Source organism: Streptococcus thoraltensis DSM 12221 (assembly GCF_000380145.1).
Classification (GTDB): Bacteria; Bacillota; Bacilli; order Lactobacillales; family Streptococcaceae; genus Streptococcus; species Streptococcus thoraltensis.
Genome location: NZ_KB904593.1, coordinates 17,580 through 41,382, shown reverse-complemented (window position 1 = coordinate 41,382; position 23,803 = coordinate 17,580). Strand labels below are relative to the sequence as shown.

Annotated in this window: 19 protein-coding genes and 3 pseudogenes; 5 read left to right on the top strand and 17 right to left on the bottom strand. The window is 38.5% G+C overall.

What is annotated here, in order from left to right; genetic code table 11:
* A pseudogene (locus A3IA_RS11830) lies at nucleotides 1–383 on the top strand (transposase); the annotation flags it as partial.
* Here the strand turns inward: A3IA_RS11830 and A3IA_RS13595 are convergent.
* The 5 genes and pseudogenes from A3IA_RS13595 to A3IA_RS0104315 form a co-directional block, all read right to left on the bottom strand.
* Nucleotides 353–493: pseudogene (locus A3IA_RS13595) on the bottom strand (glycosyltransferase); the annotation flags it as partial. The pseudogenes A3IA_RS11830 and A3IA_RS13595 overlap by 31 nt on opposite strands.
* A 162-nt stretch (nucleotides 494–655) precedes the next feature.
* Nucleotides 656–2,800 (bottom strand): hypothetical protein, encoded by a 2,145-nt coding sequence (locus A3IA_RS0104330; protein ID WP_018380127.1) that lies wholly within the window; start codon nucleotides 2,798–2,800, stop codon nucleotides 656–658.
* A gap of 6 nt (nucleotides 2,801–2,806) precedes the next feature.
* Nucleotides 2,807–4,252, bottom strand: coding sequence for a CotH kinase family protein (locus A3IA_RS0104325; protein ID WP_026217553.1), 1,446 nt, complete (start codon nucleotides 4,250–4,252; stop codon nucleotides 2,807–2,809).
* Nucleotides 4,245–4,922, bottom strand: coding sequence for a DUF4956 domain-containing protein (locus A3IA_RS0104320; protein ID WP_018380125.1), 678 nt, complete (start codon nucleotides 4,920–4,922; stop codon nucleotides 4,245–4,247). Before A3IA_RS0104320 ends, A3IA_RS0104325 begins: the two co-directional genes overlap by 8 nt.
* A gap of 34 nt (nucleotides 4,923–4,956) precedes the next feature.
* Nucleotides 4,957–5,652, bottom strand: a complete 696-nt coding sequence (locus A3IA_RS0104315) for a polyphosphate polymerase domain-containing protein (RefSeq protein WP_018380124.1) — start codon at nucleotides 5,650–5,652, stop codon at nucleotides 4,957–4,959.
* A gap of 981 nt (nucleotides 5,653–6,633) precedes the next feature.
* On the opposite strand from A3IA_RS0104315, the pseudogene A3IA_RS12550 reads away from it, so the two are divergent.
* Nucleotides 6,634–6,858 (top strand): annotated as a pseudogene (locus A3IA_RS12550) (IS110 family transposase); the annotation flags it as partial.
* Nucleotides 6,859–7,130: 272 nt separating this feature from the next.
* Here A3IA_RS12550 and A3IA_RS0104310 read toward each other — a convergent pair.
* Nucleotides 7,131–7,817 (bottom strand): gamma-glutamyl-gamma-aminobutyrate hydrolase family protein, encoded by a 687-nt coding sequence (locus A3IA_RS0104310; protein WP_018380123.1) that lies wholly within the window; start codon nucleotides 7,815–7,817, stop codon nucleotides 7,131–7,133.
* A gap of 313 nt (nucleotides 7,818–8,130) precedes the next feature.
* Here A3IA_RS0104310 and A3IA_RS0104305 point away from each other — a divergent pair, with 313 nt between their 5' ends.
* The gene (locus tag A3IA_RS0104305; protein ID WP_018380122.1) at nucleotides 8,131–9,027 is read left to right on the top strand and encodes a LysR family transcriptional regulator; all 897 of its coding nucleotides are present in this window, start codon (nucleotides 8,131–8,133) and stop codon (nucleotides 9,025–9,027) included.
* Nucleotides 9,028–9,033: 6 nt separating this feature from the next.
* Here the strand turns inward: A3IA_RS0104305 and A3IA_RS0104300 are convergent, their stop codons facing one another.
* From A3IA_RS0104300 to gdhA, 8 genes are all read right to left on the bottom strand, one after another.
* Nucleotides 9,034–10,269, bottom strand: a complete 1,236-nt coding sequence (locus A3IA_RS0104300) for a sensor histidine kinase (RefSeq protein WP_018380121.1) — start codon at nucleotides 10,267–10,269, stop codon at nucleotides 9,034–9,036.
* Nucleotides 10,262–10,954 (bottom strand): response regulator transcription factor, encoded by a 693-nt coding sequence (locus tag A3IA_RS0104295; protein WP_018380120.1) that lies wholly within the window; start codon nucleotides 10,952–10,954, stop codon nucleotides 10,262–10,264. Before A3IA_RS0104295 ends, A3IA_RS0104300 begins: the two co-directional genes overlap by 8 nt.
* A 5-nt stretch (nucleotides 10,955–10,959) precedes the next feature.
* Nucleotides 10,960–11,583 carry a GTP pyrophosphokinase gene (locus A3IA_RS0104290; RefSeq protein ID WP_018380119.1) on the bottom strand — a complete coding sequence of 208 codons (624 nt, stop codon included), beginning with the start codon at nucleotides 11,581–11,583 and terminating at the stop codon, nucleotides 10,960–10,962.
* Nucleotides 11,584–12,055: 472 nt separating this feature from the next.
* Nucleotides 12,056–13,777: an ABC transporter permease/substrate binding protein gene (locus A3IA_RS0104285; protein ID WP_018380118.1), complete on the bottom strand. Its 1,722-nt coding sequence runs from the start codon at nucleotides 13,775–13,777 to the stop codon at nucleotides 12,056–12,058.
* Nucleotides 13,778–13,795: 18 nt separating this feature from the next.
* On the bottom strand, nucleotides 13,796–15,001 hold the full coding sequence (locus tag A3IA_RS0104280; RefSeq protein ID WP_018380117.1) for a quaternary amine ABC transporter ATP-binding protein: 1,206 nt from the start codon (nucleotides 14,999–15,001) through the stop codon (nucleotides 13,796–13,798).
* A 251-nt stretch (nucleotides 15,002–15,252) separates the two neighbouring features.
* Nucleotides 15,253–15,807 (bottom strand): NADPH-dependent FMN reductase, encoded by a 555-nt coding sequence (locus tag A3IA_RS0104275; protein ID WP_018380116.1) that lies wholly within the window; start codon nucleotides 15,805–15,807, stop codon nucleotides 15,253–15,255.
* A gap of 84 nt (nucleotides 15,808–15,891) precedes the next feature.
* Nucleotides 15,892–16,302, bottom strand: a complete 411-nt coding sequence (locus tag A3IA_RS0104270; RefSeq protein WP_018380115.1) for a peptide deformylase — start codon at nucleotides 16,300–16,302, stop codon at nucleotides 15,892–15,894.
* Nucleotides 16,303–17,192: 890 nt separating this feature from the next.
* Nucleotides 17,193–18,542, bottom strand: a complete 1,350-nt coding sequence (gdhA, locus tag A3IA_RS0104265; protein WP_018380114.1) for an NADP-specific glutamate dehydrogenase — start codon at nucleotides 18,540–18,542, stop codon at nucleotides 17,193–17,195.
* Nucleotides 18,543–19,370: 828 nt separating this feature from the next.
* Between gdhA and A3IA_RS0104255 the strand changes: the two genes are divergently transcribed.
* Together A3IA_RS0104255 and A3IA_RS0104250 are read left to right on the top strand one after the other, a co-directional pair.
* A complete protein-coding gene (locus A3IA_RS0104255) occupies nucleotides 19,371–19,898 on the top strand; it encodes a TetR/AcrR family transcriptional regulator (protein ID WP_018380112.1) in 528 nt (175 codons plus the stop codon).
* 271 nt (nucleotides 19,899–20,169) lie between these two features.
* Nucleotides 20,170–20,667: a DUF308 domain-containing protein gene (locus tag A3IA_RS0104250; RefSeq protein WP_018380110.1), complete on the top strand. Its 498-nt coding sequence runs from the start codon at nucleotides 20,170–20,172 to the stop codon at nucleotides 20,665–20,667.
* Nucleotides 20,668–20,822: 155 nt separating this feature from the next.
* Here A3IA_RS0104250 and A3IA_RS0104245 read toward each other — a convergent pair whose 3' ends face one another.
* From A3IA_RS0104245 to A3IA_RS13590, 3 genes are all read right to left on the bottom strand, one after another.
* The gene (locus A3IA_RS0104245) at nucleotides 20,823–21,665 is read right to left on the bottom strand and encodes a Cof-type HAD-IIB family hydrolase (RefSeq protein ID WP_018380109.1); all 843 of its coding nucleotides are present in this window, start codon (nucleotides 21,663–21,665) and stop codon (nucleotides 20,823–20,825) included.
* Nucleotides 21,666–21,868: 203 nt separating this feature from the next.
* Nucleotides 21,869–22,516, bottom strand: a complete 648-nt coding sequence (locus A3IA_RS0104240) for a YczE/YyaS/YitT family protein (protein ID WP_018380108.1) — start codon at nucleotides 22,514–22,516, stop codon at nucleotides 21,869–21,871.
* A gap of 187 nt (nucleotides 22,517–22,703) precedes the next feature.
* Nucleotides 22,704–23,798, bottom strand: coding sequence for a SpaA isopeptide-forming pilin-related protein (locus A3IA_RS13590; RefSeq protein WP_342302239.1), 1,095 nt, complete (start codon nucleotides 23,796–23,798; stop codon nucleotides 22,704–22,706).
* Nucleotides 23,799–23,803 lie beyond the last annotated feature (5 nt).

Here is a 23,803-nt window from a genome sequence, read left to right as displayed (position 1 = left end):
CACCCACCATATTTGGAAGCACTATCTAGAAATCTGTGAAGATATCCGCCATCAAAGAGGGATGAAAGAGCTTTACCAGAAACGTAAAGAGACAATAGAGCGCCTCTTTGGGACGGCTAAGGAGTATCACAATCTACGTTACACGAGAGAGAAAGGTAAGTCCAAAATGGAAGATAAGGTTGGGCTAACTTTGGCGTGTTTAAATATCAAAAAATTGGTTAAAATGATGGCAGGGAAGCCTTTTTATTTTGGTCAAATTCAGTTTGATTCCCCATTTTTCACTTCAAAAATAGGAGAAATCAAAAAAGACAAACCTACAAAAGCAAGTTTGTCTTCAATCTGAACAAACTGCTAAGTTTGCTTTACTTTTTCGCTTTTCATAAAGATGAACCCCTCCAATAACGAGAGAAACGATTAAAAAACTGGCATAAACAATCAAAAGCACCAAAAAAATGAGCTGTGATACCTGCAAAAAGGTAAAGAATAGTTTCATGCTTCTCCTCCACCCTAGTGTTTAGAGCCTTTTTTCCAATGATCAAAGAAATGAGGTCTTTGAGACTGAGTAAAACGTTGCTTAAGAATATAGCTAAGATTAAAAATAATCAACGCTACACAAATCATAATATAAAAATATAAAACACGATGTACCATATTGCTACTCTCCTTTCTTCCTCCACTCTCTTTTAATAATAGAGTATGACTCTTTTAGAAAAGTCTTAACCTTAGGTCTTTCCCAACTGGCTAAAGGATAGTCAGCCATACTAATAGTATCTTGTGACTGTGCTAGACCCCATCCGAGAGCAATCGTTTTAGTTTCCATTTGTTTGACACCATAATGCTGAAAATAATTATCGTGAATTCGCTTTGTAGCTGGATTAGAAAAATTCAACAGTTGCCATGGAATCCGTATCTCAGTAAACTCTTTCCCAAAGACAACATCTGTTTGAGAATCAATCATCTTGACCCCGTGGTGATTAATTCCCTTTCTTAAGAGCCCCGTTGGGAAAGTTGGCAGGTATCTCTTGTCTGGTCCCGCTTTTTCAATATCTTCAACAATAGTTGTATTACGTAAAACCATCGTAACCAAGTCAAACTGTTTTGAATCTTTCTCAGGTGGATAAGCGTAAAAATCTTTACCATTCATCTGCTTTAAATAGTTTGCCTTAACAGCATTATAAGTTTCTTGAACCAGCAACCGCGATTGACCTTTAGGATTAAGCAAGAGTAAAAAATCACTGTTTTTTTCAAAGCTCGCCGAAATACCAGTTGCCTTTTGACTACCTGAATTTGGGGTAACATCTATCGGAATAACAAGTTCTTGATTGCTACCACTAAGCTTACCTTCTAAGCCTAAATAAAGGTAGGTTTGATCGCTATCAACAAACAAGCGGCGTCCTTTCCTCTGTTTTCCGAGAGGAGGAACTTGCCATTCTTTCTTTCCCTTTTCACCATCAATACGATGCGTTTTCAGTGCATTTTTAAAGCCCATAAGACCATAACCTTGATTATAGACTTGCACATCTCCCCAAAGAAAATTGCTGTGTTTATCTGTCGCAAAGGAGGTGTTCCAACTCCTTGCATTCCAATCATCTTGCCACGCATTAATAGTTGCTCCCACCGTTCCAGAATCAATGAAGGAATTATAATCAGCCACAATACGTTTCCCTTGTACTTCTTCAGTCATCGGCAGTTCAGTTTGATCAATTCTATCTTTATCTACTCCTCTAGCCGTAGAATAACCAAAGCCTGTAACAAGAACGGGCTTTTTATGAAAGGCAGTCAATAATCTGACATATCCTTGAGCTAAGGATAGGGCTTTAACCTGACTAATCGTTTCATCGTTGACTCCCGTTCGCTGAAAGAGAAGGTAGTCTTTATAATCTGGATGAAAATCTAAAGCTTTATAAGAAGCGAATACACCAGCTTTGACCTGAGCACTCGGCTTAATATGTTCAATATTGAGTGAAACATATTTAGGTGCCTGAGCCTCAAAAAATTTATGGTATGAAAAAGGATCTGTCATAGGAGAGTTTGAAAAACTGATGGGGTGTTGCCAACCATATTTTTTACTCTCATAATGAATCACCTCTTCCATCACTTCTGCTAACATCGCCTCAAATGAATTAGCATTGGGTGACGTTGTAAAATAATTTCCCTTAAACCGCTGAGTCTTTTGTTGGTGATTAGTATAAGCTACCGTCCCACTGTGCCAGTCATCCCCAACAATATAACCAAGCAGCCACTTACTCAAATCATAATGGTAATGGCTGCTACCAAAATCTGTATTCCAAACCTGTTTGCGACCATGAATAATGTCCACAACTCCCTTAGCTTCACGTAGTAAATAACCTAGATAAGGAGGATCAAAAGCGGTCATAGCTGCATTATTTCGATAGGAATCAACCCGAAATCCCTGCAATAAATAAAGGGGAGTCTTTTCTTCGCGGTTATGATGGTAAAGAGCATCATAAAAGGCAACATTCATCGGTACCTTGACTCGAATGGTATTAGCTCCCATGGCAGCAATCTCCCGAAACCATTTCCGATAGGTTGCTTCTTCAATGGGAAACTCATTTTGGTGATACCCTGCAAGAGAAGATTCCAAATCAACACCTTTTACTTGAAAAGGCTTACCAGACTGTGAATGGTAAATAGACTTACCCTTGACCTGAAAGTTAGTTTCGATAGATTTTTCAAAAAGCCTGTTTGGCAGATAAAGGCTCCCATCAAAGTAATAAAAATAATAGCTAAAACTCAGCAAGAAGGTCAATAAACCGACAATACTTAAATATTTTTTCATACTCTTCTACTCCAAAGTAGTATTATCATTCTTAGAAGGGGCACTGTATTGGTATAAAGTCTCAATATGCTTATCTAGCCACCTTCCCCTTCGCCTAATAAAGTTTTTCAGCTGATCAACTGATTGATCATAACTCGTCATATTACGGTCCAAAGGCAGTAAATAATTTCTGGTGTCAGTTTGTTCGAGTTGATAAACATAGCCCCACTTGTCATTATTTCGCTCAATAGCTGGACCTAAAAAAGAAACCGTTTCATCTATATAAGCGTTTAAATAATCTGTTGCCAAAATCCCCTGCCTCAATTCTCGGTACCTTTGAATGACCAAATCAATAAATTCTCGATCCTTGACCAACATTGAAAACCAAGGGACATCTGTCAATGTAAAATCTGCTTCATCAACCCTTCCCTCAATTTGATTATCAAAAGCATTGTTAAAGTCCCAAACCACCAATTTAAATTTCCCACGTAAGTCTTTGTATAAATAGGTTGAAAACTTCCCAGCATCTACATTTCGAAAAAATTCATTAATAATAAAATAGTCTGCAAATGATTGTCGATCTATGTATTTAGGATACTGATTGAAATCATAGGAGTAGAGTATTTTTTCAATATGACTAATATCTTTATTAATAAAGGCTAACTGTCCTGACGTCAATCTATTCTTGCCCGGGTATTTAACATCTAGCGCTGAAACCCCAGCTTGATGACTATAGTGGAGGTAATTATCAAGTTTTTGTTCAGCCTTATGTTCTCGATCCCAAGCCACAATATAAGGGGTTTTATGAAGCTTTTTATCACTCTCTTCAATGTCAACACGTTTTTTCCCCTGTTCAATACTCTCAACAACAAGGTAAAGCCCTTGATAAGTCTTATTAACAATCAGTTCACAGTAGCGAACATTTGGAGCATAGTCCATTATTTCACCGGCAATATTATAGCTAAGATAATTCCGAACAAGACTCCTATCTAAGAAAGGACCATGCAAGACCCATTCAGATTCTTTAGACATACCTGCAATCCCATACTCTTTTTTATCTAAGTTTTTTGTGACAAACTTGATTTTTAAAGACTTTTTATCGAAATAACGGGAAGAATTGCCTCGATAGGTAACCAAAGCCTTTGTTGTCACTCTAGGCTTTTCGTTGATGTCATGAGGACGATCAAGCTGGTCACGAAGTTCCACTTTTGCTGAAACATTATCTTTCTCCTTAATGTACTTTCCTGCTTCTTTCATCACGAGAGGGATAGTTTGATGGTTAGTATCAATGCTAATGATAGGTAGATGACTCTTGAGCCCTTTCCCCTCCTTCTTGGTAGGATAGGAAAGCAGTTGGTGATGATGAACCCTCTGATGATGGTGCTTAGGTAGCCCAACCGCCAAAATAATAAATAAGAAAAGGCACATAAGAGTCGTTACATAAATAACTTTTCTTCTCATAAGCCTACCCATTAATTTCATCACTCTGGCTGACAATATTGAAATAATCAATATTCCCCAATTGGTACACCTTCTCTGTTAGCTGATTGTCTTCTTGGTGTTGTTTATCATAATCTTTTTTGGATATCTCAAAAATCATTTCGATGGAATCAGCCGTCGAATTTTTAACGCGTTGAATTGCCTTGCCTGCAAAATATTGGAAAAAAATGCCTTCTACTGCTACTTCAAGTAATCTGTCACAGCGTACAATTAACAACAGACGATTTTCATTTCTGACCCTACCCATAATCCATAACAAGATAAAAATAACACCGCTCCCCAAGGAAGCAACGACATAATCTCCAACGCCACAACAGATACCGACTACTATTGTCCAAAAGATATAAGCAGTATCTCTCGAATCCTTGATAGCCGTTCTAAAACGAACAACAGACAAGGCACCGACCATCCCCAAGGATAGAGCCACATTGTTTCCAATAACTGTCATTACTGTTGCTGTTAAGACCGTTAAAGTCATTAAGGAAACATTGAATTTTTTACTATAAGATGTCCCACTATGCGTATAAGCATAGGAAATATAAATAGCCCCACTCAGTAAAGTCGCTACAAGAATATGTAGTAGCATATCTTGGAAGCTCAAATTACCATTTTGCTCTAAAATATTTCTCAATAAATGTTTCATTGTTAATCCTTTCTCTTAAACAATAACCACTATTTTAAAATCTGTAATGTTTGCTGATAGCTCTACCCATACAGTATTTACTTGCCGACAACTCGCTCCCATTTATAGAAGCCAACATCTCTTTGATATAAGATAAAAGAAATCCGTTATACTTAACTTCTAAAATCACCAAATAAGGATTTAAAAGATAATATTGGTTCAAGTTTTCTGAAAAAATTTCATAGCAGGACTCGGTCCCAATAATATGATGGTCAAAGGTAATCCGAATATTATTTTCTTTTGCGACAAAAGCTTTTCGCTGGTATTCAATGACAGCCTTAGGCTTATAAAGATTCATACTCATCACGGCATAGCATTCTGCCGCAAAATCATCTGGATAAGATAGCAACACTGAATTATTTCCCCTAATCACCTCCTGTGCATCCTCTCTAGATAGGCGTAAAGACCGCTTCTTTTGATTGGCACCTTGCTTTTGCTTCATTTCTAATTTTGCAAATTGGCTGTGGCTGCCATAATTACGAAAACGAATCTTACGGCGTAAATCTACACCATCTTCTTTTTCCTGCCAATCCCTATCCTCTAACGAATCAAAATACAAGGATCGAATACAGTAGCCATCACCAGAACTATGCGAGTCCAAAGTCAGTAATTGTGAAAACTGTTTAGACAAACGATAGTAATCTTCTATGGTAATCAAATACTTTTTTTCTTGTCTTAAGACTTCATTCATTTCTTCCCTCTAATCACTTATTAATAATATATACCAATATTAACATATTATTGAATATGAATGATTGTAACAGAAGCCATCTGGTGTGTCAATATGTGTTAGTGACAATATTAACAAAAAATTTATCAAAAATTCAAATTATTTTTGATAATGAGAAAGCTGATTATATTAAGCTATTAGTAGTACCCTTGTCACTAAAAAGAAGAAATAATAAAAGAAAAACAAGGAATATAAGTAGTCTGAAAATATTTTGATTTTTTAATTTATGATAGAAATATGATTGATTAGTATAAGATAATTGTAAGTTCTTCTTAACAAGGTAGCCAGCCTCCCCATTCTTTTTCTTCTATATTGTTACCTATAAACGGCAATCTCTTAGAACCATTACCAGTCTTATGAAAATTTGATAAAAATATATTAATTATTTGCCGTGCATACAGAGATTCTGACTTTTTCCTTCTACTTCGTTCACCTCCTCTGGACAAGCTACTGATATTCTAGATAAGGTATAGTCAAATGAATTAACTTACAGACAAGGAACTAAGACACAGATAGAATTGGAGGTCATCACATCAAGTCAACAAGGTCTGCTTTTGATTTTCATTGAGTATGAGTAGGGCAAGTCAAAGGTGACCATGGAGCTAAGTTAATTCAAAAACTATATTATGACCGTTACTCTAAGCGATTTAGGACAGGAGCATCCTCATTTGCGGGAAAACAAATATCAGACAGGGTATTAACTCACTAGCTTATCTTGTCAAAAACTTTACGGCAAATCATCAGAAGCTCAGTTCTAGTTTTCTTCCCAAAACGCCGAGACTGTGTGCCCTCTAAAAAGACAATAGGTTGTGATGTGACGATAGCCTCCAGTTCTATTTTCTACTAACAGTATACTGGTGGATAAAAAAATCATGATAGATACCTCGTTATTAGGTAGCTACGAAAGATTGTTGACTATTTCTAAAATAAAACAACATAACCCCTTATGCCAGAAAGATTCTATTCAAGTGTATTCACAATATCGCTGCAGCCAGCCACACTAAGGCGTGTCATATCGCTGACCTCTATGAGAAACGAAAAAGACAATCGCAGATGACTTCAACTAAGCCATATGCAATTGCCTCTATACATCGCTTCATCAGGACAATGTATTACCTCATAACGCATAACAAACTTTACGATTATACTTCAACCCAAAATCATTAAAGTCGTCCATGCCCTAGCAGGGTAACACCTTATCAAAACATTTCCAATATAGGGCGTTGTTTTGGCATGCCCTTTTTAACTAAATGAGTGACGGAAATGAGTCAGCAATCTCTATACAGTCACTGTATTATCGTATTTTTTAACTGAAACCCTTGATAAACTTGACAAATGGTAGAAAAAAGTTCCGAAGTAAAACATCACACTTCGGAACTTTTCAACATAATAGACATCATTATAGGGTATTTTTGCTTGCAATCGTCATTAGCGACGTACTATAGGCTGATAAAATAATTAAACAAGGTCTGACTTTTCGGATTGATGTCCAAAAGGTATTCTGGATGCCACTGTACCCCGAGAAAGCTACGCTTATCTTTCGACTGAACAGCTTCAATCGTTTCGTCCTTACTATCACGCGCTATAATTTCCAATCCTTGTGCCAAATCCTTGATACTTTGATGGTGTAGGGAATTGACTGCACCTTTTTTTCCAAAAATATCGTGAAGAGCATTTCCTCTTTCAACTGAAATACCATGAACAAGAACTTCTGGATTTTCGTACTGATGCCCCTTAATATCAAGATTCAGGCTACCACCTTGTACCGTGTTATAAAGTTGAATCCCTCGACAAATCCCCATAATTGGCTTTTTCTGGCGAATGGCTTCTTGAACAAGGGCAAATTCGAACGCATCTCGCTCTGGAAAATAAAGGCTAGTATCGCTATCATTTTCTTGATGATAAAGAGAAGGCTGAACATCCTGACCACCAGATAAAATCAAGCGATCAATCATTGTAACATATGCTTCAGCCATGTCTGGGCTACAAACTGGTATATGGATTGGTACCCCACCAGCTTTGATGACTGCACGCGCAAAGTGTCGAGACACTGAGCTATGAACCATCAAGCCGTCAGGTGATACCTTTGTTTCAGTGCTTGTAATGCCTATAATTGGTTTCCCCATGACATGTTACCTCTCTTTTTTTAATGTTATAATCTTTTGAATTAACTTTAGTGCATCGTCACTTTTGACTTGCTCTACTCATACTGTTCGAAAATCAAGTACTGCCCGCAACTTTCTGCTCCTTGTTCTGAAAGTTAATTCATTTGACTATAATATCTTAACACGCCAATGTTGTCCTGCCAAATCTTTATTTTTGATAGGTGGGTATAAGAAAAACTTATAGCTTCCTTAACAGTTGCTAACAGATTTTTGAAAAATAGTAAGATACTTTTTTTCTGTTATAATAGTCCTAGTACATGATCCTGGAGGTCCTATGAATTTTCAACAATGCCGTTACGTTATCGCGATTGCAGATGCTGGTTCATTTAGCGAAGCAGCCAAACGCTTGTTTGTTAGCCAACCCAATCTCTCTGCTTCCATTCATCAACTCGAAGATGAACTTGGCGTTCAACTATTTGTTCGCTCAAATACCGGTACTCGATTGACCGATGACGGTTATGATTTCATCAAATACGCTAAACGGATTATTGGTGAATTAGACTTGCTCCAAAATCGCTATCATAAAGATTTTAAGAAAAGTTTTGTTGTTGCGAGTCACCACTATGACTTTCTATCTCAAGCTTTGGCAGCTATTTCGGAACAATTTTCCGATTCTCATCAAGAATTTCAGCTAGTTGAAACCACTACAAAAGCCATTATTGATAGTGTTGCCTCTTTTCAAAGTGACTTGGGGATTATTTACCTTGATGATAGCAGCAAAGCTATTTTAGAAAGAAGCTTCAAACAAAAAGACTTGTCCTTCATACCACTAGGAGACTTTCAAACAAAAATCTTTTTGAGTGAGAAGCACCCTTTAGCTGACAGAAAAGAGCTGACCATAGCCGACTTGCAGGGCTACGCCCAAATCCGCTTTAGTCAGGATGATTCTGGCATGACCTTTGATGAGGATCCCTTGGCGATTGAAGATGGCCAAAAAGTCATCTATGCCAATGACCGTGGGAGTTTGATGAACATGCTTTTAGCAACACAAGCCTATGCTTCTGGGCTGGGGATTGTGACAGGATTTGTAAAAAAACACATCAAACTGGTTCCTCTATCTGATAGTCCAGTTCATACCTTAGGCTATGTCATCTCTAATCAGAAAAAGACTTCCGAGATTGTAGAAGCCTTTATTGATAAGGTTAAAGAAGAGTTGACTTTGGCACAGTAAGCTATCTTACAGAATAACGGTAAAGGTAATGTCATCATTTTTATAATGAGCAGCAATTTTGCCGTGAAACAAATTAACCATGCTTTCTGCCATTGATAAACCGATCCCATATCCCGACTTTCGCTGATTATTGTGCGACTCATCTTCGCGATAAAAACGCTCAAAGAATCGACTATAATCGATATTTTTCCCCTCTTTATAAGTATTCGAGATACTGAGTTTAGCCTTTTTAGAAACAGTTCCTATTGATTTCAGCGATACACGTACTTCACCACCCGGGTCACAATACTTATTAGCATTATCCACCAAAATGGTCACTAATTCAAATAGTGACTTTTCTTCTGCCTTAACGTGGATATCAGGTGCAATATCCATTCGAAACGTTTTTCCATCCTTCATCACGAGGCCTTTGAAATCTTCTGCCGCATCCTTTGCAATAGCTGAGAAGTCTAAATCACGTAACACAACATCCTCTTGTTCTTCAAGTCTAGCCAAAGTTACCATTTGATTAATCAAGTCTGTGAGGCGCCGAACTTGAACGGTTGTACTCTGTGTCCACTCAGATTCGCCGTTCATCAACTCCACTAGTTCATTATTGGCAGAAATAATAGCTAATGGCGTTTTTAATTCATGTCCGGCATTGGTAATAAACCGTTTTTGTTTCTCATAGTTACGCACGTAAGGTTCGATGACCTTTTTAGACAGGACACTAATAATCACCGTAAAGAAGATAATTCCTCCAAGCCCTAACCAAATAGATATTTTCAAGAGAGCTTGATACTCTGCTAGAATACCGGTCGCATCTAGCAAGACGACAAACGTCTCTTCACTCTTTAGCTGGTTCACTTGGTAGGCATAATAACGCAAGCCATCTGAAAAGTGTCCGGTTTCATGACCACTTTTAGCCAGACTTTCAGCATAGGAAATAGCTTCTTCAGGTGATAGTTCAGAGATATTGCTGGTATTAATATCATACACTGTTCCATCACTAGCAATTCTAGCACTTAAAAAGCGATATTTACTAAGTGTATCTTTATTGGTTGGTTGTCCGAGTTTTTTCTTCGTTTCATCCAAACTCGGAAAGCTACCTTTATTTTCAGATAAGACCTCTAAAACCGCCGAAATTTCACCTTGTGTTTGAAAATAGCGTACAGAGGTTGTAATACCAAGAATGGTTGCCATCAATATAGAGATGGCTAAGGAAGCAACAAGGATAAAGCGTATGCGCAAGCGTTTAAACATCTCGCTCTCCTTCCACTTGCTCTAAGACAAACTGTCCATCCTCAGCATCTGAAATGGTTAAATCTGCCTTGATTGCCTGCAATTTCTGTCTCAAATAAGAAACGTAGACAAAAACATAGGTGTGATCGACTTCATCTCGTTCATCCTTCGTCCAAACATGGGTAAAAATATCATTCGCTGCTAGACATTTGCCTTGATTTCGCATAAAATAGGCCATCATTTTGGCTTCTTTTCCGGCTAATCGTATACTATTTCCAGCAGAAAGTTCCTGTTCGCCTAAATTTAATGTTACCGAACCCACTTCAATAATATTGGGCGACATATTCTCAAGGCGACGTTCCATTGAGCGCAAGCGAGCGAGCAACTCTTTCAAGGAAAAAGGCTTGGTCAAATAATCATCTGCCCCTGAGTCCAGACCGACGACGCGATCATCTACTTCTGCCATGGCTGTTAACATAATGACATGGCTCTCATCACCAGTCGCACGGATTTCTTTAAGAGCGTCAATACCCGTTTTTATTGGCATCATAATATCCAATACCATCACATCATAGGCATTTTTAGCAGCCATGTCAACAGCCGCTTGTCCGTCATGCACGACATCTAAATCATAGCCTTCACGTGAAAGCGCAACGCTTAAAACACGCGACATCTGCAACTCGTCTTCTGCTAATAATATTTTCATATTGACTACTCCTTACTTTGATTATCCATCTGAATCAAATCACGAATGGTCTGCATCGTTAAATCACAAGAAGCTAGCTCGTCAGCACAGCGTTTGAGCTCTCTTGTAATCATCTCTTGATGTTTAATCGTCCGTTTGTACTTCATTTGATGCTCCAAACTCGCCCAAGAATCCATGGCAATGGTTCTTAGTTGAATTTCAATATAATAGCGCCCTTCTTCATTGCCATCACAATCAGGATAGGAGGTTATCATTTCAAGAATGAGATGATACGAGCGGTAGCCGTTTGGCTTGGCATTTTGAATATAGTCTTTTTCTGCAACGATAGTAATATCGTCCATCTCACGCAATAACTCGATAGTTTTATAAATATCATCGACAAAAGCACAGACAATCCGCATTCCAATGCTATCTCGAACCTTTTTCAAAGCAGATTGTGGCGTTTGGGCATACCCTTTTCTAACCAACTTTTCCTGCATGGAGTCCTCTGTCTTAATCCGTGAATGAAAGTGTTCATATAATTTAAAACCAGTGGCTGCTTTAATCGTCTGATTAGCTGTTAGAATGCGCTCTTCTAAGTCATCGAGGATAAAAGGAAGGTACTGGGCATAGGAACCATAAATAGACATTTTTTCTCACTCTTCTCTACTAGTAATACTAGGTTTCACTACATTATTTACTGCTATAGCTATTTCGTTTTTATTAAGCCAGTGCAACCAAATCGTCTTTTTATGACAGTGTGTTGATAGGGTCTGCTAAACTTTCCGTTCAAAATAAGCATTCAATGACATCATAATGTTTTGACTGACTATTTTAAAACTAATACTCTTCGAAAATCAGAAGCAAACCTTGTTGACTTACTTTGATGAACACCAGTTCTATCTGCTATCTGTGTCGCCTAGTCTGCTTTTGACTTTCATTGAGTATAAATAGTGTTTCCGCTAGTGGCAACGTCTGAATTCAATCAGGTTAGTGTTCTAACATGATAATGCCAAATCCCCACCATCATTCGAAACGATTTGCTTTTTATTATACCATTTTAAGCTTCTAAAAAACTAAAAAAGAAGCCGACTCAGCGACTTCTTTAGGATTTGTTAAGGCTTATGGTAGCCATTTTTTTACCTTGTCTTCGTTAGCATCAACCCATTTACGAGCTGCTTTTTCTGGGGACATGCCGTCATTCATGTCAAGCATGACTTCTTCCATGTCTTTTGTCGTCCAGTTAAAGTTGTCAACGATTTTATAGACATCAGGCATATCTTTTTTCAAACCTTTACGAGCAATGGTATTGATATTTTCTTCTGCACCAAATGAACCTTTAGGGTCTTTCAGATATTTCAAATCATATTTTGAAAACATCCAATGTGGTGACCAACCTGTGATGACAATCTCATCCTTAGCTTTGATGGCTTTATCCAAGGCAGTTGTCATGGCACCAGTTGATGCTTTGGTCAATCCCCAATCAGATAGGTTTGAATAATCGTTTTGTGAGTTTTCAGCTGCTTCCATAATACCAGCTCCAGGCTCAATACCAGTTATCGTTTTATTAGCTTGATTAGATAACTCTTCAATGCTATCAACATCCATATAAGATGGGACAACCAAGCCTAATTTAGTTCCTTTTAGGTTAGGACCTAAATCTTCTAAATCAGCTTTATGTTTCTTGTAAAGTGATGCTTGTGTCACTGGCAACCATGGACTAACTGAAAAATCAGAATCACCGTTAGCAACTGATTGCCACATCACCGCATTATCTAATGGCGTCATCTCCACTTTATAACCTTGATCTTTTAAAACTGTCGCTATGACGTTTGTTGATGCAATTTCAGTATCCCATTGCATATATGAGATTCGAACAGTTTCGCCATTACCTACTTTATCAGAATTCATATTAACAACTACGCGACCTAGGGCTGCTCCCAAGAAAACAACAAGTGCTGCGATACCTACCCATTTATTGACCGAGGATTTTGGTTTACCACCTTCTGACTTTGCATTGAAGGCTTGTGTCACACGGTCAAGAATGATAGCCAGAATTACCAAGGAAATACCTGATACAAAACCATTACCGATGTCAGCTTTTTGAAGGGCAGATAGCACTTCACGTCCAAGACCGGGGGCACCAATCATCGAACCTGTTACCACCATAGAAAGTGCAAGCATCATGGTTTGGTTAACACCTGCCATGATTGTATTTTTAGCAAGTGGCAATTCAACTTTAAAGAGTTTTTGTGATGGCGTTGAACCAAATGAATCTGAAGCTTCAATCAACTCAGTTGAGATTTCACGAATAGCCAAGTTAGTGAAACGCACTGTTGGCGGTAGGGCAAAGATGACTGAGGCAAAGACGCCGGGTACCATACCGATACCAAAGAAGGCTACGGCTGGAATCAAGTAAACAAAGGCTGGCATGGTTTGCATAAAGTCAAGAATCGGGTTGATAATGTTCTTAACGGTATTGTTTTTAGCCATCCAAATTCCTAGTGGGACACCAATGACAATCGAAATAAGACTTGCTACGATTACCAAGGTTAAAGTATTCATCAACTGTTCCCAAAGACCTTGATTATAGATAAACAAGAATCCAAGAAAAGTTAAGGTTGGGATTTGCCATTTCTTCTTAGCTAAGAAGAAGACTGCCACCGTAGCTAAAACAATGAATAATAGTGGATTGATGAAAACCAAGGTGTTGGTAACAAAGTCCATAATAGTGCTACCAATCATTTGTAGGAAATCAAAGAGCCCTGAAAAGGTCTTTGTAATCCACTCAGTAAACGCTTCTACCAGTTGAGCGACTGGTAATTTTTTTTGTAAAATATCCAAACTAGATTACCTCTTTCTTTATTTCTCAACAGTTTCTTCTGCATCGTCTTGAACATTTGCCAAGGCTTCAATCACGCGCCCTCGAATAACAACTCCAAGAAGTTTGTTATTATCATCGGTTACGGCAATTGGCGCAGATGAATCATAGATAAGAGGCATGATGTCTGTAATAATGGTATCTTTAGAAACCGTTAAAACTTCACGGTCGACAACTTCTGAAAGTGGTAGGCCTTTTTTACGAGCCTTCAGTGCTGCATCTGCAGTTACTGCTCCAATCAATTCACGACGACGATTGGTTGCCATTAACATTGATACTTCTTCCGTATGCATACGCATAAGCGCGACTTGAGGACCATCTAATTCAAGTGTTGTTGTAATTGGCTTAATCATGATATTTTGTGCTGTTAAGACTTTTGATCTATCGACATCTTCAACGAATTCACGCACGAAATCATTTGCTGGATTGGTAAGAATTTCCTCACCTGTACCGATTTGCATGATTTGACCATCTTTCATAAGAGCGATACGATCCCCAATGCGAAGAGCTTCATTCAAGTCGTGACTGATGAAAATGATAGTCTGCTTGTTAGCATCTTGCAAATCCAAGAGTTCATCTTGCATTTCACGACGAATTAGGGGGTCAAGAGCTGAAAAAGCCTCGTCCATCAACAGGATTTTAGGTTTATTAGCTAAGGCGCGTGCTAAACCAACACGCTGCTGCATACCACCCGATAATTGGTTGGGGTATTGATCTTTAAATGCCAAGAGACCTGCATTATCAAGAGCCTTTTCAGCTGCCTTTGTTCTTTCAGCCTTGGAAACACCACGAAGTTCTAGCCCAAACTCCGTATTTTCCAAAATCGTCTTGTGTGGGAACAGGGCAAAACTTTGGAAAACCATGTTAATATCGTGACGACGAACATTGCGAAGCTCTTCTGCGTTCATCTTAGAAATGTCTTTACCCTCAAGCATAATATTGCCTGACGATGGTTCAATCAAACGGTTGAGCATACGAACTAGCGTTGATTTACCAGACCCCGAAAGACCCATGATAACAAAGATTTCACCTTCTTTGATGTCGAAACTAGCATCGTAAACACCAACGGTAGCGCCTGTTTTTTCTAAGATATCAGTTTTTGACTTGCCTTGCTTGACCATCTCAAGCGCAGCTTTTGGTTTTTTACCAAATACTTTGGTTAGATTTTTGACTTCGAGTAATGTCACCTTATTCTCCTCTCTTTAGTGACCATATAACTATACATAGCATATCGTCACTAAGTTACCACAACATAATATAAAAAAGTGGTCACTATGTCAAAGCAAAAGTCTCATCTTTTTTAAAAAAGCTATCTTTACAAGGCTAAATTGTTCCCTAAAAACAAGAAAAATCACCCTCTGGATGATTTTTGTTTGTTGTTTAGGAGCATTATGGATTAGCCTACTTAATGATCTTATCCTTCTTTTCATTGCCACTTTTAAAATAATCCCGCAAAACCAAGAAAATTCTTAACAACCATTCGTAAAAATTTCTCTGTATCTGCTCTTAAAATAGTACCTTCCTTATCAATTAAGTTATGGATTTCTGATAGATACACTTCTGGTTGAGGCATGGCAATGGCATTGAGAAAGACAAGTGCCTGTCTGAGGTGATGATTGGCTCCGAACCCTCCCATACTGCCTGCCGATTGGGTGATAATCAAAGTTGGCTTACCATTGAAAGAAATGTCAGTCATTGGGCGCGACCCGACTTCAATAGCATTTTTGAGGGCTGCGGGAATGGTACGATTGTACTCCGGGCTAATCACAATCAAGGCATCTTGAGCCTTCACTTCTCTTCTAAAACGTTCGTAACTGCCCGGTCTTAGGCTTGCGTCTTGATCTAAATCAGGATTAAAAAGGGGTAAGTCATCAATGCGGATAGTGGTAATCTCTATTTTTTCAGGAAAAAAGCCTGAAATAGCCTTAGCTAGGGATTTAGAATACGATTTTTCTCGCACACTCCCCACAATGATGCCAATACGTTTGACCAATTCATAACCTCCTTGCTTTTATTACTAACTAATAGTAACTTTTTTCCTAAATTTCTTCAACCTATTTGTTTTACCAGTTTTATACTAAATGATAATCCCTTCCAGATGATCCAGTTCATGCTGACAGATCTGTGCAGGAAAGTCTTTGAGCGTGATGGTTTTTGTCATCCAATTGCTGTCGCGATAGGTCACGCTTATCTGACGATAGCGTTTAGTCGGACGAGCGCCTGTCAAAGAAAGACAGGACTCTTCCGTATCAAAAGGCTCACTTTTAGCTACAATCTCAGGATTGAACATGACCAAGTCTACAAAACCCATACTGATGATAATCACACGCTTTTGATAGCCAATCATATTGGCAGCTAGACCAACACAACCCTCACGATGATAATTGAGCGTATCTTGCAAATCTTGACCAATATAAAGGTCTTCTTTACTTGCTCTCTGTGACTTTTGCCCTAAGAAAAATGTATCTTTGACGATGTTTTTAATCATGATAACTCCTATTTGAATAATATAACTCACTGTCAGACATTATAACAAAAAGCTTGAGACCTTTCAGCTTATACTCAATGAAAATCACAATCAGACTAGGCAACTCCAATGCAGACAGAGCTGTCTTCATCAAATCTAGTTGACAAGAGAATTTGGTGTTTGAAGAGGATTAATACTTAACGAAAATAGATATGTCATAGTTATAGGCTTTTGAATTAATTTTGATACATCGCCACTTTCGACTTGCCCTACTCAAGTACTGCCTGCGTCTCACTTTCTTGTCTGACTGTTAATTCATTTGACTATACTATGAAAACTAACGCTATCTTCTAATCAATGAAACGGATTAAAATAAGCCCTATACTTCCTATCACAGGCGCATTCAATCCATTATTTGGCATCATGAAGTTTTAACGTTTTTAGCTATTGGCAATCTCCTTATTTTCGCACCACAAACATTTCAGCATCAAGTGTCTTAAAGACTTGATGCTGAAATGTAGACAGAACCTCTGAAAATGCGCTATTTGGAGACATCTAGCAGAAAGACGGATAATCATTGAATGTTTAGAAACGCTGATATTTCAACATTTTCGGGCGTTTTTTGCTTTTGACCAGAAAGAAAAAAGACTGAAGAAAAATATCCAAAATGGACTTTTTCCTCAATCTGAACCAAGTCTCTAAGACACTTGATGAAATGGACAGAAAGTCATTCAAATCTTGCATTGGTCTGACTAAACATTAATTCTTCATAGAAGTTGGACTAAAATCTATTTTTTGATTTTTATTTTCCATCAGAAAATATAAGCCTATCTGTAGCTAATGCCGCCACTATGAGCTTCTTCTATCAAAAAGAGGCTGGACATTCCAACCTCTTCTTCTGTCAACTTTTCTTATACAATTCCTTGAGCAGACATGGCTTCTGCTACTTTTAGGAAACCGGCAATGTTTGAGCCGACAACAAGGTTGCCTTCTGCGTCAAATTCTTTAGCAGCTGAAGCAGAGTTGTCGTAAATATCTTTCATGATACCCTTGAGTTTTTCATCAACTTCTTCAAATGACCAAGGTGTGCGCTGGCTATTTTGAGACATTTCAAGCGCTGAAACCGCAACACCACCAGCATTGGCAGCCTTGGCTGGTCCAAAGGCAACACCTGCTTCATGGAAGACATCGATAGCTTTGAGTGTTGATGGCATATTTGCCCCTTCGGTAACAGCAATGACGCCGTTAGCAACTAAAGCTTTCGCATCTTCTTCAGTAAGTTCGTTTTGAGTAGCACACGGAAAAGCAAGGTCAGCTTTCAAGCTCCAGATAGAATTTTCATCTGCTGGAGTGAAGACGGCATCCGGGTGTGTTTCCACGTATTCACTGATGCGAGCACGTTTGACCTCTTTAAGCTCTTTAAGAAGGTCAAGGTCAATACCATCACCGTGGTAAATATAGCCTGATGAATCTGATACCGCAATAACTGTTGCACCAAGCTCATGTAATTTTTCGGTAGCATAAATGGCTACGTTCCCTGAGCCTGAGACAATAGCTGTCTTACCATTGAAATCTTCGCCACGGGCTTTAAGCATTTGCTCAGCAAAATAAACTGCTCCATAGCCAGTTGCTTCTGTACGAGCAAGGGAACCACCATAGGTGAGGCCTTTACCAGTCAAGACGCCATTCTCATAGCCATTAAGACGTTTGTATTGACCGAACATATAGCCAATCTCACGACCACCAACACCGATATCTCCGGCAGGAACGTCAGTATCTGGTCCAATATGTTTTTGTAATTCTGTCATAAAGCTTTGTGTAAAGCGCATCACTTCAAGGTCAGACTTCCCTTTAGGATCAAAGTTTGATCCCCCTTTACCCCCACCGATGGGTTGACCCGTCAATGAATTTTTAAAGATTTGTTCAAAGCCAAGGAATTTAACAATGGATTGGTTAACAGATGGGTGGAAACGAAGACCACCTTTGTATGGACCAATGGCAGATGAGAATTGCACACGGTAGCCGCGGTTAACTTGTACTTGACCTTTGTCATCAACCCAAGGCACACGGAAAGAAACGATGCGTTCAGGTTCTACCAAACGCTCTAGGAGATTTTCTTCAATGTATTTGGGATACTTGTCAAAAACAGGGATAAGTGATTGAAACACTTCCTCAACGGCTTGTAAAAATTCTTCTTCATGAGCATTTTGCTCTTTTACTTTTTCAAAAACACTAGTAACATATTCTTTTCCTGATAGCATAAGTATTTCCTTTCGAGATTTAAATTTTAGTTCACTTAACATAGTATAAATTTTTCAGAATTTTTATGTCAAGTCTTTTTCATATATTTTTGATGATCTTTCGGATTTTATGTTAGGAAAAATGACATTCTTAACAGACTTCCGACAATTCCTGATACCAAGTGGTTATTATTTTTGAGACATTCTTATTCTCTCATGTCTTTTCTGACTGCTTTTTCTGTGAAAAAGACAAGTTATCGCCTTATTAGAAAGCGATACTTTTGTTATTTTAGGAATATTTCAAAAAATGAACTGGTAATGTCAAAAATAATGTTTTGCTAGGCTAGGCTCATCAATTACCATTTTAGCTACGATGATGGGATTTACGATTATATCAAGCAGCTTTTCCTATTTTAGCACTTTTTGCTTCCAGTAACCACTTTTACAAGTTATCGCCCTCCTGAAATTTCGACTAAGAAAGCTATGTCACTAATCATTGCACCTCTAACTTTGCATTCTCTTAAAGGCTCTCAACTCCCTCTTTGTAGCACAAATGTCTCCCCAATAGTCCTTATCCTTATATTTTCCAACCATTTGTGACATAAGGGGGACTATAAACTTTTCGTTTGTCACTTTTTAGGTTACGAAATGACTCCTTTCAAACCATCCTAGTGCTGGCAAGATTTTATCCAATAAACGTTCTTTAACCTGTACCAAAAACTTAAATCCTTTTTATTTAATTATCTTAAATACCAAACAATTGGAACCAAACTACAGTCATCGTTTGTTTATTACGCAAAAATAAATTATAATATTCTTGAAAATTAGAAATGAAATAGGTGGACTAATATGGCTATAAATCCTGCTAAAGGAAGAATAATTTTTGCATATACGTCGCTCTTAGAAGAAAAGGGTCAAAACAAAATCAGTATCACAGACCTCGTGCAGCGCGCTAACACTAGCCGTACCACTTTTTACAATCATTTTACTGGCTTAGATGACCTTAAGCAGAAAAGTCTGAATATCGCTATCAACGACATCAACAACATTCTAACCAAGAATCTATTGTTTAAAATACCTGTTTTAATCGAAATGTTAGATTACATCAAAGAAAAAGGCTTCTACTTCCAAGTCTGGAAAAAATATCATTCTGATTTCGATGCCACAGTCACAACTTTTATGGAAAAGATTATCAAAAATTCTGACATCGTGGACCTTGAAAAACAATTGGAAGATGGCTATCACATCCCTGAAAAATTCGCATTTGATGTCTATGTCTTAACAGTTAAGACAATCATCTATAAATGGATTGATTCTAACTTTATAGAATCCAGTCAGGAAATTGCTGAAATCATTCATAAAGCCGTTCAAATTTAATAACATATTTCAGAAAATCCTTTAAATCTGACCGATAATATCGTCAAATGAATTAACCTTCAGACAAGGAACAGAAAAGACGCAGAACAGCACTTGATACCCCTTGAAAATCACATTCATAGAAATATCCTCCTGCTACCAGCCTAACTATTTCAACATGATTTTGCAAACATGTACAAGATCTAAAAACTAAGAAAATGTAAAAGATAACAGTAGATTTTTGACAGTCTGACCTTTATTGACTATAATACTGTAAGCAAAGGAGTTTTCTATGAAATTATTGACACTATTACCAAGCCTCTTCTCACTATTACTAGGTTTCTACCTTTTCAATCAACCCCTATCAGCCATCGCCTCCATCGGCTGGCTAATCGCCCTTATGATTTTTGTTTGGGGCATTCAAGGCTTGCTCACCTATTTCCGTGGCGACAGCGCTCAACGAACCATCTGGCAGCTGCTTCAGGCAAGCGTAACCATCATTTTTGGCTTCATTCTTCTTGGTAGCTCAGCCTTTTCACTCAGTCGCTTAGTCATCACGATTATTGCCTACTGGATTTTGGTGGTTGGATTCCTGCGATTAGTCTCTGGCTATCAGCTTCAGCAAGCGGGATTCGGTAAGCGTACGCTCTTATCTGGCTTGGGACTCTTGCTATTGGGCGTTCTGCTTTTAGCAAGTCCGATTTTCACATCTGTTTTTATCGGTAAATTCTTATCTCTTATTTTCCTTGTGATTGGTTTTTCCGGATTAGTAGTTAGTTTACGATTGTAAAATAACTTCATTTGAAACACCTAAGATCTGATACGGATCTTAGGTGTTTTTTAGTTTATATGCCATAAAAATCAAAATCAGACGAGGCGATGTCAATGCAGATAGAACAGGAGTCCATCCTGCAAACAAGGTCTCAATGTGATTTTCGAAAAGAATTAGGCAAAAAGTCCTAGTTTATCAAAAGCATTATAGAGTCCGTCTTCTTCGACATCATCTGTCACCATATCGGCCATGGCAAGGATTTCTGGACCACCATTCCCCATAGAAACACCTACTTGGCAGTACTCCAACATGGGAATATCAATTTTAGCATCGCCAAAGGCAATAGTGTCCTTACGGTCAGCTCCAAGATGTTTCAAGAGAACCTCCACAGCATGTGCCTTGTTAATGTCTTTAACCCCTAAATCTCCAAAGAGGGCTGTTTCACCACGTCCACCCCAAGTGTGGGCTTCAAGATTGGGAAATTCCTCAATCGAATCAAGGTGGTCTTGGTAATCAGACAAGATAAAGCTGACTTTGTTGAGGTCATCACGGTAAAGCTCACCCCCGTAAATCAATCCATGCAGAGCGTCTTCAGCTTCTTGGTCTTTGACTTCTTCTTGCGTTTTTCCTTTACGAAGGCTATATTCTCTTAGAACTGAGCGGGCTGCTTCTCTAAAGTTTTCAGAAGCGAAGAGTCCATTATTGGATTCGAGGTAAAATTCTAAACCACGACTGTGAAGCCAATCGACGATATGTTTGGATTCTTCTTTCGAAATCAATTGGTGCATAATAACTTTTTCGTCATCTTCGACGTAGGAGCCATTGCCGCCAATCATTCCATCGATACCAATATCCCAAATTGCATCTTGCATTTCGGCACGACTACGGCCTGTGCAAACATAGACCTTATGTCCCTTTTCACGTGCCAAGCGAATGGCTTTAACTGCTGATTCTGGAACCCTATTATTATAATCCACCAGAGTTCCATCTACATCTAAAAAGATAATTTTTGACATGTCTTACCTCACCTATACTCAATGCAAATCAAAAATAGACTAGGCGACTCAGATAGCAGATAGAACTGAAGGTCATTAAATCAAGTCAACAAGGTCTGCTTTTGATTTTCGAAGAGTATTAGTCATTCTAGTTTTAATTATCCTAAGTATAAAGAAAAGATAGTGACGAAACCATCACTATCCTTTGAAATAATAATACTATCCTATGATTTTTCAACTCGTGTCTCGTAGAGTTTTTCAAAAATCGGAAAAAAGACTGATATCACACGACCTGTTACCAGACTGGCAATGAGTGTTCCGATATTAACACCGAGCCAGCCCTTGCCAAATCCAAAAGATAAAACCAAAGAAAGGCTGATAAAAACAAGGTCGAGGAGGTTTTTCCCTGTTCCAAATCCTTTGCCAGTTACCTGACCGATAGTATGAGCAAGAGCATCAGCAGGATTGGGAATAAAACGCATGGCAACAGTCAAGGCTGCACCGCATCCCACAATCACAATCCCAGCAAGGAGCCAAACAAATCGCATACTTAGAAGTCTGGGCGTTAGCAGAGTATTATCAAAAAGCTGCATGACAAAACTGGTTAGAAAACTGGCTACTACTTGGAGAATTCTAAAATGGTCAAACTCTTTTCCTAGCAGTAAAAATTGGATGAAAATACAGAGCGAGAAATTGGCAAAACTGGTTATTCCGATTGGAATATTGAAAATCACCGAGACATTGTAGGCTAGAGAAACGACTGGCGATACGCCTAAGGAAGCTTTGGTGCAGAGGGTAATCCCTAAGCCTACAAGGAAAAGACCAAGCAAATAAAACAGTATTTGATTTAAGCGATTAACTTTATGAAGCAAGTGCAAAACCTTTCAGAAAAATGATATTTTTTCTATTATAACATGAAAGGTGTTAAAATCGTCTCTGCTCAAAAAATGATCTGTCAAGATTTATGCTTGATGAAAAATCCATCCATAATGGTAGCATTTTCAGTTAGAAAAACACTCGTCTAATAGTATCATCTATGAGGAGGTGCTAGACATCTCTCTAGTCCTCTTTACGACGACGTGACACTGCAAGTCCTAATGAAGCAAGTGCAATAGCTGTTCCTGCAAAGACTGCAGCTGATGATGAGGTATCGCCAGTACTTGGTAGTTCTTCTTTGTCAGCTGACACTTTCGGAGCAGCTTTTGAAGCAGTCTGAACTAGCTTTCCTTCTGCTGCTTTAGGGGTTTTGCTTGGTTTATTTGCTTCTTTATTTGAGACGTTAGAATCATCTTTACCCTGACCATCTTTGTTACCATCGTCTACTTTAGGACTCATTGGTTTGTCAGCCTTTGGTTGGTCTTCTTTTGGTTGCTCTTGATTTGGTTTATCTGCCTTCGGTTGGTCTTCTTTTGGCTGTTCTTGACTTGGCTTGTCAGCTTTTTGAACCTTATCAACAGTGATGAAGTCTTCATGGTGGTCTGTATTTGTTAGGTCAAACGCTGCTGTACGGTAGCTGTTCAATTCGTAGCCTTCTGGTACAGAAACTAGAGTTGCTGTGTAGCCTTTACCTGGCTTCACATCTGTGAAGTTAGCGTTACCAAATTCATCTGTTATTACTTGGCGACCTGAACCATCTGCTGCCAACAATTCAACTGTTGCGCCGACAACTGGGTTGAAGCCGTTATCAACAACCTTGATGGTTGATGAAGCGTTACCAATAAAGTCTTCGGATTTTGGTGCTTCTTTTTGTACTTTACCAACAGTGATGAAGTCTTCGTGGTGGTCTGTGTTTGCTAGGTCAAACGCTGCTGTACGGTAGCTGTTCAATTCGTAGCCTTCTGGTACAGAAGCTAGAGTTGCTGTATAACCTTTGCCTGGTTTTACATCTGTGAAGTTAGCATTACCAAATTCATCAGTTTTGACTTGACGACCTGAACCATCTGCTGCCAACAATTCAACTGTTGCGCCGACAACTGGGTTGAAGCCGTTATCTACAACTTTGATGGTTGCTGAAGCGTTGCCAACAGAGTCTTCGGATTTTGGTGCTTCTTTTTGTACTTTACCAACAGTGATGAAGTCTTCGTGGTGGTCTGTGTTTGCTAGGTCAAACGCTGCTGTACGGTAGCTGTTGTAGTCATAACCTTCTGGAACCATGGCAA

Excerpts from the sequence above, each read along its gene's own strand:
- A3IA_RS0104330 (WP_018380127.1), bottom strand. The coding sequence starts at position 2,800 with ATGAAAAAATATTTAAGTATTGTCGGTTTATTGACCTTCTTGCTGAGT.
- A3IA_RS0104325 (WP_026217553.1), bottom strand. The coding sequence starts at position 4,252 with ATGGGTAGGCTTATGAGAAGAAAAGTTATTTATGTAACGACTCTTATG.
- A3IA_RS0104320 (WP_018380125.1), bottom strand. The coding sequence starts at position 4,922 with ATGAAACATTTATTGAGAAATATTTTAGAGCAAAATGGTAATTTGAGC.
- A3IA_RS0104315 (WP_018380124.1), bottom strand. The coding sequence starts at position 5,652 with ATGAATGAAGTCTTAAGACAAGAAAAAAAGTATTTGATTACCATAGAA.
- A3IA_RS0104310 (WP_018380123.1), bottom strand. The coding sequence starts at position 7,817 with ATGGGGAAACCAATTATAGGCATTACAAGCACTGAAACAAAGGTATCA.
- A3IA_RS0104305 (WP_018380122.1), top strand. The coding sequence starts at position 8,131 with ATGAATTTTCAACAATGCCGTTACGTTATCGCGATTGCAGATGCTGGT.
- A3IA_RS0104300 (WP_018380121.1), bottom strand. The coding sequence starts at position 10,269 with ATGTTTAAACGCTTGCGCATACGCTTTATCCTTGTTGCTTCCTTAGCC.
- A3IA_RS0104295 (WP_018380120.1), bottom strand. The coding sequence starts at position 10,954 with ATGAAAATATTATTAGCAGAAGACGAGTTGCAGATGTCGCGTGTTTTA.
- A3IA_RS0104290 (WP_018380119.1), bottom strand. The coding sequence starts at position 11,583 with ATGTCTATTTATGGTTCCTATGCCCAGTACCTTCCTTTTATCCTCGAT.
- A3IA_RS0104270 (WP_018380115.1), bottom strand. The coding sequence starts at position 16,302 with ATGATTAAAAACATCGTCAAAGATACATTTTTCTTAGGGCAAAAGTCA.
- gdhA (WP_018380114.1), bottom strand. The coding sequence starts at position 18,542 with ATGCTATCAGGAAAAGAATATGTTACTAGTGTTTTTGAAAAAGTAAAA.
- A3IA_RS0104255 (WP_018380112.1), top strand. The coding sequence starts at position 19,371 with ATGGCTATAAATCCTGCTAAAGGAAGAATAATTTTTGCATATACGTCG.
- A3IA_RS0104250 (WP_018380110.1), top strand. The coding sequence starts at position 20,170 with ATGAAATTATTGACACTATTACCAAGCCTCTTCTCACTATTACTAGGT.
- A3IA_RS0104245 (WP_018380109.1), bottom strand. The coding sequence starts at position 21,665 with ATGTCAAAAATTATCTTTTTAGATGTAGATGGAACTCTGGTGGATTAT.
- A3IA_RS13590 (WP_342302239.1), bottom strand. The coding sequence starts at position 23,798 with ATGGTTCCAGAAGGTTATGACTACAACAGCTACCGTACAGCAGCGTTT.